The organism is Vibrio sp. nBUS_14 (genome assembly GCF_051201655.1).
Taxonomy (GTDB): Bacteria; Pseudomonadota; Gammaproteobacteria; order Enterobacterales; family Vibrionaceae; genus Vibrio.
Window position 1 is genome coordinate 694,890 of record NZ_CP179207.1, and the last position, 14,444, is coordinate 709,333.

Consider the following 14,444-nt stretch of genomic DNA (forward strand, 5'->3'; position numbering starts at 1 on the left):
TAATCGTGTAGGAAAAAATAATGCAAGAAATTGTAGCTGGCTGGGTGCAGCAAAGGTTAATGCATAATTTTGAAAATAATGCATTAGAAACAGCATTGAATGATTGCACTGGTGAAAAACATCAGAGCTATAGTTATCAAGAACTATTTTATGAAGTGAGTAAAGTTGCTCGAAATATAAAGTATTTTTCCGGGGAAAGAGCATTATTATTAGTACCAGGGGACTCAAGTTTTATTTTTTCGTACCTAGCCTGTCTGATGGTGGGGGTTACTGCGGTACCTGTCAATTTGCCTGGTGTTAAACGGTTACAGCGAGTTAAATCTAATATTGAGCATATCCTGGATGACTGTGAACCCAACCTCATTGTTGCTTTGTCAGCGACCAAAGGAGAAATTGAAAAATTTGGTTGGGATATAAACCGAGAAGTTGTATATCTGGATGAGTTATTCGGAGAGGAACAACCACTTTGTTGGAATGACCTGTGCCCACCCACAGGCCCCGTTATGTTGCAATATTCATCGGGCTCAACGGGAAGCCCAAAAGCGGTTTGTAATTATGATAAAAATATTTATCATCAATTCGACATTATGCTTCAAGTAGAACCAAGTCTTCAGCATATCCACACCGCAAATTGGTTACCTTTTTATCATGATCTAGGCTTGTTCTACGGTCTTATGTTCCCTTTATTGTCTGGTGGTACGTGCAGTTTTATCCGGCCAAGTCAGTTTTCTGTAGAACCAGAAAAATGGTTAAACATGATAGAGCAGTACCAAGCCACAATTACCGCTGCGCCTGATTTTGCCTACCAACTGTGTGTTGATTCTATTTCAGATCTTCAAGCCAGTGAGCTGGACCTCTCATCTTTGAAGGTCGTGATGAATGCTGCTGAGCCAATTCGAGCTTCAACGATAAGGAGCTTTTCTCAAAAGTTCGAATCGTCAGGTTTCCAGTTATCTAGATTCTTACCTGCATATGGAATGGCAGAAGCCACGCTTATTGTGAGCCATAAACCCGCGAATACCCCTGCAGTAATGAAGACTTTTGATGTTGGCTGCCTTGCTGAAGGACATGCTGTTGAATCTATGTCGGGGCGGGAGTTAGTGAGTAGCGGTAGCCAGTTTAATTCTTGGCAAGTTGAGATTGTTGACCCTCATACCGGTACTGCTTGTGAGTTGGGACAGGTTGGTGAAGTTTGGGTTCGCGGTAATAGCGTGGCGAAAGGTTACTGGAATAAAGCTTCGCTCACTCAACAAACGTTTAATGCATCGATGAATTCAAGTTGTAACAATGGGGAGTATCTGCGCACCGGAGATCTGGCTTTTAAGTGGGGTGGTGAATTGTATATTTGCGGTCGCTTTAAAGATGTCATTATTGTTTCTGGTGAAAACCATATGCCTAACGACCTAGAATCTACGATTGAGAGTATGTGTAGTGACATCGAGGTTGGGGGGGCTTGCTTTGTTCAAGATATTGAGTCAGGTGAAATCCATGGGTTATGCGAAGTGCATCGCCATACAGAACAAAAGCAATTAATAAAAATTACCAAAACAATTAAGTCGCTTATCGCTAAAAATCATAAGTTGCCAGTTAGTCAAGTTACCTTCATCGCAAGAGGTTGCTTACAAAAAACTTCTAGCGGTAAGATCCGTCGAAGCTTGATGCTATCAGAGCTCCAAGCACAAAAATTAAAGCCACTATATATATCGTCGCTACCAGACACTCCCACTTTCATTACTGATAGTTCTGAATATTTGCGAAATTCCCTTGAAGCTATTGTCGGTATTGAGCTATTTGGTGACAAGCAAGGTTTCACTGATGTAGGACTGACAAGTTTGCTTGCGACACAGTGGTGCGCACAAATTTCGAGTCAGCTTGGTGTCTCGATTTCACCTGTGCAGTTATTTGCTTATCCAAATCTATCCGCTTTTAGTCAGTTTGTTCAACAGCAACACAGGCAGCAGTCCCCAAAAGAATTAGTGGAGGAGTTTTCATCACGGTCAACTGATATTGCGATTATTGCAATTAGCAGTCGTTTACCGAAGCAACAAAACGCAAGTTGGGTTGAGTACGCAGATTGGCTAATTAAAGGCGAATCAGCACTAGCGAGTGTGAGTGATGAGTTACGCACATTTTCTTTACCCATAGGTGCGGTTGATAACATAGACAAGTTTGATGCTAATTTCTTTGCTATGTCTTCTCGAGAAGCTTGTTTGCTCGATCCACAACAACGCTGGTTGATGGAGTCAAGTTGGCACCTTTTTGAACAAGCGGGTTGGTTACCTTCGAAATTAAAAGGGTTGCCATTAGGTATTTTTGTCGGCCAGGGAAGCCAAGACTATAGTGATCTGTTGGCTAATCAAAACGCTCCTGAGTTTTTAAAAAGTTATTTAATTACTGGTACGAGTCGTAGTGGTAGTTCTGGTCGACTTGCTAAATATTACGGTACAAGTGGCCCAGCTATTACTTTAGATACCGCTTGTTCATCGTCTATCGTTGCCATTGATATGGCTGTCCAAAATATTCAATCAAAGCGTTGTGAATCTGCAATTGCTGGTGGTGTAAACCTTCTTCTCTCGTCTCAAATAGAGAGTGCTTTACAAAAAGCAGGGATGCTTTCTCCGAACGGGCGATGTGCCACTTTTAGTGTTGATGCTGATGGTTATGCTCGTGCTGAAGGTTTAGGGTTACTACTGCTAAAAGATTATGATGCAGCTATACGAGATGGTGACCCTATTTTAGCGGTTATTGAGGCTACAGGTGTGGCACAAGACGGTGAGAGTAGTAGCTTGACGGCACCTAATCCCCTTGCACAGCAAACACTGTTGAAAGAAGTATTAGCGCGCAGTGGAAGAACAGAAAATGATATTGATGCAATTGAAATGCATGGCACCGGTACACCGCTTGGCGACCCTATCGAATTAAGTGCTATTGATGGTGTTTATCAGAGTCGTATTCAACCGCTGCATTTGACTGCAGGCAAAGCGCAGTTTGGTCACCTAGAATCTGCTGCTGGTGTTGCGGGGGTGATTAGGGCGATTGCTCAAATGCGTGCACAGACTGTTTTCCCTCACCCAACATTTAAATCATTTAATCCTGAGCTACGGCCTTGGGTTGAACGTTATATTTTTGAGAACGACGTTCGTCCAATACCGCTCAGACGCATGGGGGTTAGTTCCTTTAGTTTTACTGGGACTTTGGGTCACATTATCATTCGTAATCATCAAGATGTGACGGACAAATCAGAGTATGTACTACCACATATAGGGTTTATTCCCTTAACAGCAAGTCATATTGATAGTCTTAGTCAATTGGCTAAAGCTTGGATTCAAACTATAGAATCACACCGTCACAATGCTGTTGAGCTATTCCATGCTTGGAGAGATAAACGCGAGCATCACTTACCAATCCGGCGATGTGTTCCATTTACAGATATTGAAGACTTACTATGTAAATTAAAACAAATTGCCGTAGGTCAATCTTTCATTCCGTCGGCATTACCAGCCGAGCTTGAACAATGGTGCAATGGTGCTGATTATGACTGGTCGCGATTTAGTGAGAAAGTAGCTTATCCAACCGAAATTTTATTGGCTTTACCGCTATACCCATTTAAACGAGAAAAATACTGGGTTGAACAGCAAAATACAGGTAGCAAAATTTATATAGAGGAAGCCACTCTACCCACAAAATTAATCTTTGATCATCAAGCATTCTTAGCTGAATGGCTGAGCGATGTGCTACTTATCGAGCCAGGAGAAATAGGCTTAGACGATGATTTGATTAACCTAGGCTTGGATTCATTGCAGATGATGGATCTTGTTGATGAAGCGAAAAAGCACAATGTTGCGTTTGAACTTGTTCGGATGTATGAAGCGCCAACTTTAGCTGCGTGGTCTGCATTATGGCAATCATCAGTAAGTTGTGACCAATTTGCTGAAAAGTATTTAGATGCTAAAAAAGAGCAAGATACTGAAACAGTGTTAACTCACCCTTTCGAGTTGACTAGTGTTCAACAAGCGTATTGGCAAGGTCGGAACAGCACACAAACTCTTGGTGGGGTTGCATGCCAGGTCTACTTAGAGCTTGATAGTGAATGGATTGATAGTGACAAACTTCGTTTAGCGCTTGATCGCCTATATGTCCGTAATAGCATGTTACGAATGAGGATGAATAGCGATGGTCTTGGCTATATTACAGCGAATGCTCCAACGCAAATCCATGAATATGATTGGAGAACTCTTGACTGTGAATTAGCAACAAGTAAACAGGCAGATCTAAGGCGTAATTTAGAAGCGCAGATTCTGGATTTAGAAAATGAATCTGGCTTGGCAATTCATTTGAGTCATAGTCCGCGAGGTAGTCGTCTTCACTTCAATATTGATATGGTGGTTGCTGATGCATTAAGCATTCAAATCCTGCTTGATGATCTAGCTCAGTTCTATCTCGATGATAATTGTGAACAACTTGCGCAACCAACCCTGCATTTCCCTCAATATCTATCAGCAATACGTGAGCAAGCGCAGGTAGAGGCTGATCGTCAATATTGGCTAGAACAACTGCCTAGCTTGCCTTCGGCGCCGCAATTACCGTTGGCAAAACGACCGGAAGAAATCAAGCAACCTGTGTTTGTTCACCGTGAATGGCGTTTAGCTGCTGATAAATGGCGAGCATTACAGCGAGCATGCCGTCAACACCGTATTACACCCTCAATGATGTTAGCGAGTTGTTATGCGGAGACCTTAAGAGGTTGGAGTGATAATAAAGATTTTTGTTTAAATCTTACGATTTTCAACCGACGTCATACCGCCATGGATGTGTCGGGTGTTGTTGCTGATTTTACTACGCTGATGCTATTAGCATGCCGTGATGGAGAAGCATCCAATATCTTAGATAATGCAAGTGCATTGAATCGCCAATTTATGGCGAATCTTGACCATAGTGACTTCGATGCAATTCGCTTGTTAAGAGAGCTTTCCAAGCAGAGAGGCTCCCAAGTTGCCATGCCGATAGTTTTCACTAGTAACCTAGGTAATGACTTCCTTGGTGATAGTTGTCTGGGTGAGATGAATTATGTCATCTCTCAGACGCCTCAGGTTTGGATTGACTGTCAGGTAATGGAGAGAAAAGGGGAGTTGATTATAAGTTGGGATACAGTCGATGATTTATTCCCAGCCAATATGGTCGATCAGATGTTTGCTAGCATGGGAAGGCTAATCACTGAAATAGCGCAGCGACCTAACATGCTGAAACAAACGGTGCCCGCGTTTTTAACCGAAGAAGCAAGAAAAGATCGTGCTTCGAGAAACAGCAGTGACGTGATTTCGTACGCCCCGCGTACTCTCCATCAGCGATTCTTTGAATTGGCAGAGGCGCAACCAGATGCCATTGCGGTTATTGAAAATAAAGCGTCGATGTCTTATCGCCAGTTGTCAGAAAGTGCTGGTGAACTTGCCTATCGTCTCAAGCAAGAAGGTGTACTGCTTGGGGATCGTGTGGCGATTTTATTGCCAAAGGGAGCATCACAAGTTGTCGCGGTGTTGGCAATACACTTATTGGGCGCTAGTTATGTCCCTCTTGATATTGAGCAACCAGTCGCTCGGTTGAATCAAATTATTGAGCAAGCAGCAATTAAAATCGTTGTAATAAATCAGGATGCAGTAGAGGCAATTGCCAACCAAGAATCAATGGCTGGTTGGTCATTACTCGATATTGATGAACGTGGGCAAGAGCACATCATAGCAACACAAATTGCTTCGGTATCACCACACGATGTTGCTTATATTATTTATACCTCTGGATCTACTGGTATTCCTAAAGGCGTTATTACTACCCATCAAGCAGCGGCCAATACTATTGATGATATTAATCAGCGTTATCAGTTGGTTAGTGACTATCGGACATTTGCTTTATCGGCACTGAACTTTGATTTATCTGTCTTTGATATTTTCGGACCACTTTCTGTGGGGGGCTGCGTTGTTGTTCCTCAACAGTCAGAACGAAAAGAAGCAAAAGCGTGGATTTCATTGATTCATGAATATCAAATTACGATATGGAATAGTGTGCCTGCACTGTTCGAAATGTTGTTAATTGCAGCTGAAAATGACACTCGTCAATTGCCAAGCTCGATGACAAATGTTCTGTTGTCAGGCGACTGGGTTGGTTTGGATTTACAACCAAGATTAAATGCTTTGAACCCATCAATTCAATTGACGGCATTAGGAGGGGCAACAGAAGCTGCGATTTGGTCTAATGCTTTTGATGTCAACTACGTAGAGACGGATTGGACAAGCATTCCATACGGTTATTCATTGAGTAATCAAAGTTACCGAGTGATGGATGCCTTGGGCCGAGATTGTCCTGATTGGGTGATTGGTGAGCTCTGGATTGGTGGTCAGGGGGTTGCAGAGGGGTACTTTGCTGACCCTGAAAGAACAGCAGCACAATTTATTTTCCATGATGGGCAACAGTATTACCGAACTGGTGATATGGGACGTTTTTGGTCTAACGGGATCGTTGAGTTTATTGGGCGAAGAGATAACCAGGTCAAACTTAATGGCTTTAGGATTGAACTTGGGGACGTTGAGCATGCGGCAGAGCAATTTTCTGGGGTGCAAAAAGCGATAGCGCTATTGCTAGATAAACCACAGAAACATATTCAACTTTTTGTTTCTAAACAGCAGGGTGAGGTGAGTGCTCTTCAAACAGAGTATGAAGCTGATATGACGCTGCTTAATACAAAGGTATCGCAACCCACACCACAAAAGTCTGTCGATCACACCGCTATTGAGCAAGCAATGGCAACGCATGTTATGCGTTTGGTGCTCGATAAGATGGTGATAGCAAATAACGTTAAACCGGGTGCGTCACTGACGCTGGATGAGTGGCTATGTAGTTTGCATATTACACCTCGTTTTCAAGCTGTATTTGAAAGCTGGTTGCATGTTCTCGTTGAAACAAAGCAATGGTCAGCTGAGCGGGGATATTGGCGTCAAGAGCAAGAAGTCGCTAGTCCAATGGTTGCCTACCAAAAGACGGTCGCGCATATGCCTGCTCATGCTTCAATCTTATCGGCATTAGAAAATAAGGTTGATTGGTATGTTGATTTGATGCAGGGCGAGGTGAGTGAAATTACGCTTATTGATGACCCGGTGTTGACACCTGAAGCGTTAGCATTAATCCACCCTGATTTTTCATCAACGGAACAATATATTGTTGAAACAATCGTCTTACTTTCTAAGCAATTGGGTCGAGCTGTAAACGTTGTCGAACTCAATGGTAGAACGGGTCATTTAGCATCACATATATTGAATCAATGTGACGCTAGTCAGGTAAGTTACTGCGTAGCTGAACAAGCTAAGTCGGTTCTTGATCAAGCGACATTTCGACTAGCGGGCTATGGGGATCATGCTTTTGTTTGTGCATTAAGCGACGTTGAAAGGCATCACGCTGATTTGGTGATCAGTAACAATGCACTCCATCGTTTTAATGATGTGAATGAAGGGATTAATCTAATGTCTTCACTTATCGCACCAAGTGGTCATTTTGTTGCGATAGAGACGCAAGCGCTTAGCCCTCTTGCATTATTAACGGTGACATTAATGCAGCCAGAAGCGTTAATGAGAAGCGTAGATCAAAGCCCTTATCATGATTGTCGCCGAGGGGAGTCTTCACCTCTACTTGATGCCCAACAATGGCAAACTAGTTTGCAAGCTTCATCACTTAGCATGAATGTCTTGCCTGCAGTAAATAAAGCGAACTTATTAGTGATGACGGGGCGCCAGGCTGAAACCCTTGCTGTGTCTGATACCTCTCAACTGGCTGACTGGTTAGCATTACAGCTACCCAATTATATGTTGCCTCAACACATTGTCGTTTGTTCAACAATGCCTTTAACAAACAATGGCAAAATTGACCGTGCTCAACTGCGCTTATCAGCTGCCAATATTTCTATGGTTACTCATGAAGATAAACAAGATTGCGTAACCGACAATGAAAAGTGTGTTGCAGAGGTTTGGGCGCAAGTTCTTGGTGTAACACCATCACGTGCAGATAATTTCTTCCTGTTAGGAGGCGATAGTCTTCATGCAACAAGAATTACGGCGGCATTGGGCGATGTTGGCTTTAATAGTGTGAAGTTGTCCGATGTCTTTTCGCTTCCTGTGTTGAGTGACTTTGCTCGCCATTTAGAATTTGATGCAGGTGAAATTTCATCACAAATCACGTTAGTGCATAACGAGAATGAACGTTATCAACCTTTTGCGCTGACTGATGTTCAACAAGCCTACATTATGGGGCGAAACGAAGGCTTTGTGATGGGCGGTGTTGGCACACATTTCTATTCTGAATTTGAAGCTGATGGCTTTGATGTGATGCGTCTAGAGCAAGCGCTTATGCGTTTAATTGAGCGTCATGACACCCTTCGTATTGTGTTTGATGACAAAGGGCAACAAGTTTGTATTCCGTCAGCACTTTACTGTCCGATGGAAATTGTCTCTTGTACTGAAAAACAATGGGAAGAAGTTGTTACTCATCAACGTGAGGTGCTATCTCATCGAGTGTTAAATCCTCAGGTATGGCCGCTTTTCCACCTTACACTCATTGAGTCTGAATGTGGGAAAAAACGGCTATGTATCGGCTTAGACAATGTCATTCTTGATGGTCTTAGCATGCGGATTTTCTTTGCTGAGCTTGGAATTTTATATCGTGATTTGGAAGCCGACTTGCCAGAGTTGGGGATTACGTTCCGTGATTATCAACAGCAAGTTTATCTGCAAGAAGAGCATGAATCCCAAACATTAGCGAAGAGTTATTGGTTAAGCAGACTACCTAGTTTACCGGAGGCTCCGCGTCTGCCGTTAAGCATGGAGCCAAATCAATTAGAGAAACCACGCTTCGTTCGACGCCAATCCTGCTTGTCTAAAGAATTATGGAGCCGTTTAACAGAGAAAGCACGAGAGTGTGCGATCACGCCGTCTTGTTTGTTGCTTAACTGTTATGCGCAAGTATTGGCAAAATGGTCCGAATCCTCATCGCATTGCATCAATGTTACTTTGTTTGACCGCAAGCCTGTCCATGACAATATTCAGCACATTATGGGGGATTTCACCTCACTGTTGTTACTCGAGACCAATCAAATTGCAGGTGAAAGTTGGTTGCAAAGTGCTGAGCGTTTGCAACAGCAGTTATGGCAAGACTTGGAATACGCCGATGTTTCTGCTGTTTGGGTGATGCGTGAGTTAGCCAAGTTAAAAGAAGTGACTGATTTGAGTATGCCTGTGGTGTTCACTAGTGCACTAGGTGCAGACACTAGCCTTGATGAGCCTTCTAAGTTAGGCATTACCCGATCTGTATGGGGCGTATCTCAAACACCTCAAGTTTGGATTGACCATCAAGTATTTGAGCAAGATGGAGAATTACACTTTAACTGGGATGTTGTCGAGGCGTTGTTCCCTGACGGCGTAATTGATGCAATGTTTAATGCATATTGCCAATTATTGGAGCAACTTGCTGACTGTGATTGGTTACAGCCATCGCCAATAGCGTTACCTGCATCGCAGCGAGAAGTTCGCACTCTTGTTAATAGCACTCAAGACGTCGTGCCTCTGCGAGCAATGCACATTAGTGTGTATGAAAAAATGCAAGCAACACCTGAGGCGACGGCGATTGTCGCTAATGGTCAGAGCTATAAGTATCGAGATCTGCATACAAAAGTGAGTCAGGCAGCGTACCAGTTGCAAAAACATGGAGTTGCTCAAGGTGATTGCGTTGGTGTCATGTTGCCGCGCTCTATTGAGCAGATTGCTTCTGTCCTTGCAATTCAGTGGATTGGAGCGGCTTATGTACCATTAGCAACTGATTGGCCAAAAACTCGGGTTGAGTCTGTATTGGCGCAAGCATGCATCAAGTTCGTGATTTATGACCGTAACGAGTTGTTTGAGAATGGTGGCCAAGGGATCAATGTTGAAAGCTTGCAGGCTTCCGAAGAAGCTTTGGTTGAGCCGTTTCAGAGCGCGCTTGATGAGTTGGCTTATGTGATCTTCACCTCAGGCAGTACAGGAACACCGAAAGGGGTTGCGATCACTCATGGCGCGGCCATGAATACCATTGAAGCGATCAATCGCCAGCACAATGTAACTGCAGATGACAGTGTCTTAGCGTTATCAGCCTTGTACTTCGATTTATCGGTATATGACATTTTTGGCTTGCTGTCTGTGGGCGGGAAATTGGTGCTTATCAACGATGAACAAACCAGAGACGTTAGCGTTTGGTTAGAGTTGGTTCAGCAGCATCAAATTACCTTGTGGAATACCGTACCAGCATTGTTAGAAATGCTTTTGATGGGGAATGAGTCACAGGCTGAACGTCAGCTATTGACCTCATTGCGCTGCGTTATGTTGTCTGGTGACTGGATCAATCTGGAATTACCTGAACGCTTACGTCGCAATAGTTGCCTTGCCAAATTCGTGGCGATGGGAGGCGCGACTGAAGCTGCAATTTGGTCGAACTATTGCGTTGTTCAGCAAGTTGAAAAGCAATGGCGTTCAATTCCTTATGGTAAGCCTTTACCAAATCAAAGTTTTAGAGTTGCAAGTGATATTGGTGATGACTGCCCTGATTGGGTTGCCGGTGAACTATGGATTGGGGGAGATGGTGTCGCCCAAGGTTACATTGGTAATGAGGAATTAACTCAGCAGCAGTTCTGTGAATATCAATCGCAACGTTGGTATCGAACCGGTGATATGGGGCGCTACTGGCCTGATGGAACCATAGAGTTCCTCGGGCGTCGTGACCACCAGGTTAAAGTGGCAGGGCTGCGTATTGAATTAGGTGAAATAGTTAAAGCGCTTAAGTCATGCGCTGAAGTGAAAGATGCGATTGTATTGATTGAGCATCATGATTTTCGTCCTAAGATTCATGCTTATTTGTTGTCGAATATGGCAGTCGAACTGTCGATTATTCAGCAGCAATTATTAAATTATTTACCAAGTTACTCTATGCCTGATGGCTACGCCGTACTTCAAGAATGGCCACTCACAGCTAACGGTAAGGTAGATCGAAATATATTAAAAGCCTTGGAACTTTCAATTTCTATTGAGAGTGAGTTTGTTGCACCAAGTACAGATGAAGAGATTGTTCTGACTCAAGCAATGCAACAAGTTCTTGGTATTAATACGTCAATTAGCGCGAGTGATAACTTCTTTGCCTTAGGCGGAGATTCATTTGTTGCGATTCAGCTAGCGAGCATTCTCCAACAACAGCACGGTATTACTTTACCACTTCACGCTGTGTTCAATTTACAAACTATTTCACGTATAGCACTTGCTCTTGAAACCTCAGAAAAAAAAAGCAACGAGGTTGATTTTGAGGAAGGAACATTATGACAAAAGGAACAACATTAATGTCACCATTAGCGTTACTGCAACATTTAGAAGCAAAGAAGGCCGAGTTTTGGCTTGAAGCTGAAGCCTTGAAGTTCAGAGCTCCACAAGGCGTGATGACCAAAGAGATTGTTGAGCAACTGAAAGCAGTAAAAAGTGAATTAATAACAATACTAAAAGAGCGTGAATTGGGCGCTGTTCTTTGTCCTAGTACGGATGATAAACATGAGGCTTTTCCGATAAATGATGTACAGGCCGCCTATCTTATTGGACGACAAAATGTGTTTGAGTTCGGTGGCACAGGCTGCCACGGTTACTTTGAGCTCGAATTTGCACTCCTTGATATTGAGAAACTAAGCCAAGCTTGGAATAAGCTCATTGAACGCCATGAGATGTTGCGAGCTGTAGTTTTTTCTAATGGTACTCAGCAAATATTGTCACAAGTACCTGATTATAATATTGAATGTGATTTGCAAACGGATACGAGGTTAACGTATCGGGCAAACATGTCCCATCGCGTTTATGACACTGAAGCATGGCCTCTGTTTGACTTAAAAGTAAGTAAGTCGGAAGGTAAATCATGCCTGCATTTTAGTATTGACCTATTGATTGCAGACTTCATGAGTATTCAGGTGATCTTGTCTGAGTTGATTCATTTTTATCATGAGTCTGAATTGGTGCTAGCGCCTCTTAGCTTATCGTTCAAAGATGTCATGGAGTTTGAAAAGCGACAGAAGCTGACAGATAAATATGCGCAAGCGAGGCAGTACTGGCAAGAGCGGGTGTCTCATTTGCCAATGGCACCTGAGTTACCACTTTTCGCTGATATTAATGATGTTTTGACGTCGGTAGCTAAGAAAGAAAAACCGCATTTTACTCGCCATGAAATGCAATTAGCGCCAGAACAATGGGCTGAACTCGAAAGTCAATGTAATCATCAAGGGGTTAGTCCTTCATCGCTATTACTGACGCTCTTTAGTGAAGTGTTAGCTAAGTGGTCTAAATCAAAACATTTTTGCTTGAACATGACGGTAATGAATCGTGAGCCGATTCATCCAGATTTACTCAATATGGTGGGGGATTTCACAAGTGTTAACTTGCTGGAAGTAAATCTTACGGAGTCGCGAACCTTATTAGCACAAGTGAAAGAGCAGCAGAATCAATTGTGGCAAGACTTAGAGTATAAAGCGTTTAGTGGCGTTGAGGTTATGCGTGAAATAGCCCGACAACGTGGTGCTGATTATGCTCGCATGCCAATAGTCTTCACGAGTGCATTAGTCGGTAGTAATAGAGAGCAAGTTTCAGAGACCAAAACTCAATATGAGATGGGGATGGAGGTTGCCTATGGTATTAGTCAAACGCCTCAAGTTTGGATTGATTGCCAACTTATGAATCGAGACCGCTGTTTGTGCATCAATTGGGATGTACTTGACGGCATATTCCCTGACTCAATGATCGAGTCAATGTTTACATGTTTTGAAGGTGCGATTGAACAAGTCATTGCTGGTGGGCTTCAGCAATGGGATCAAGCTACTCGCCTTGCTTTACCTAATAAACAACAACAGGTTCGCGAACAGGTAAACAATACGGTTAAACCTGTTGCTGAATCTATGTTGCATCAACTGGTGTTAGAGCAAGCAGTGTTAACGCCATATGCGACAGCACTGATTACGCCCGAACAAACACTGACATACAATGAGCTGATTGTTCGCGCAAAGTCACTGGCGAGTAAGTTACCTAAGGGAGCTCGTATTGCGATTGCGATTGATAAAAGTGTTGAACAAGTTGTTTCAACATTAGCAACGTTATTAGCTGATGGGGTGTATTTACCGCTTGACGTTAGTCAGCCGGTTTCTCGTATGAAGCAAATTCTGTTTGATGCCGATGTAGAGTTGGTGTTGACGCGCTCAAATGAACTTGCCCAACAGCTAGCAGACGATGGGTTTGAGGCCGTAAATATTTGTAATGCTCAAGCGCTACAAGGTCGTGTTAATAACATGGGCAGTGCAGAGCTAACTCAGCCATCTGAACGACTGGCTTACATTATTTATACCTCTGGTAGTACAGGAACCCCCAAAGGTGTCATGGTAAGCCATCAAGCCGCTGTGAATACTGTGGTCGATATCAATCGTCGCTTTGACATTACAGCAAATGATGTGGTGTTTGGCTTGGCTAAATTAAGTTTTGATCTCTCTGTTTATGACATCTTTGGTACCTTGGTTTGTGGTGCTACATTGGTGTTACCTTGCGAGAAAGATATTCAAAACCCAGCAGAATGGACTCGTCAAATTCGAGAACATAACGTCAGTGTTTGGAACTCTGTACCTGCGCAGATGACAATGTTAACGCGATATTTAGCCGACGAATCACTACCTACGCTGGATAGTATTAAATGCGTAATGATGTCTGGTGATTGGATTCCGGTCGCATTACCTAAAGCGATTGCTACCTTGATACCTGCCGCCCGACTATACAGCTTAGGTGGCGCAACAGAGGCCGCTATTTGGTCTATTTATTTCCCAATTGATCCTACCTTTGATTATTACACTTCTATTCCTTACGGTACTCCGTTATCAAATCAGATGTTTGCTGTACTGGATGACAAAGGTATGGCCTGCCCTGACTGGGTTGCTGGTGAACTGTGTATTGGCGGTAGCGGGGTAGCGGGGTAGCGCTCGGGTACTGGCAAGATGAAGAGAAAACGGCTGCCCATTTCTTCCAAGATGCGAATACCGGAACATCTTGGTATCGAACGGGTGACCGAGGTTATTACCGAGATGATGGTGTGATCGTGTTTGTTGGTCGTGATGACAACCAAGTAAAAGTTCGAGGGTATCGAGTTGAGCTTGGTGAAATAGAATCAGCGTTTGAGCGTCAACCATCAGTATCTCAAGCTGTCGTCTTAGCGCGAGGGGATAAGCATAATTATCACCTTCAAGCTTACATTGAGCCGGCTATTTACCAAAATGATGCAAAAAGTACTTTGTTCTCGCATCAATTTGCAGAGACTGAAACCGAGTTAACTTTGACGGCAGAATCTATTAGGCAAACAATGCCAGAGAAGTCGGT

Annotated in this window: 2 protein-coding genes; both read left to right on the forward strand. The window is 43.3% G+C overall.

What is annotated here, in order from left to right; genetic code table 11:
- The first annotated feature begins 20 nt into the window (after window positions 1-20).
- Complete coding sequence (locus ACMAZD_RS20710; RefSeq protein ID WP_435250420.1) at window positions 21-11,378, forward strand: amino acid adenylation domain-containing protein; 11,358 nt, start codon at window positions 21-23, stop codon at window positions 11,376-11,378.
- Window positions 11,375-14,047: an AMP-binding protein gene (locus ACMAZD_RS20715; RefSeq protein ID WP_435250421.1), complete on the forward strand. Its 2,673-nt coding sequence runs from the start codon at window positions 11,375-11,377 to the stop codon at window positions 14,045-14,047. The genes ACMAZD_RS20710 and ACMAZD_RS20715 overlap by 4 nt, the downstream gene beginning before the upstream one ends.
- Window positions 14,048-14,444 lie beyond the last annotated feature (397 nt).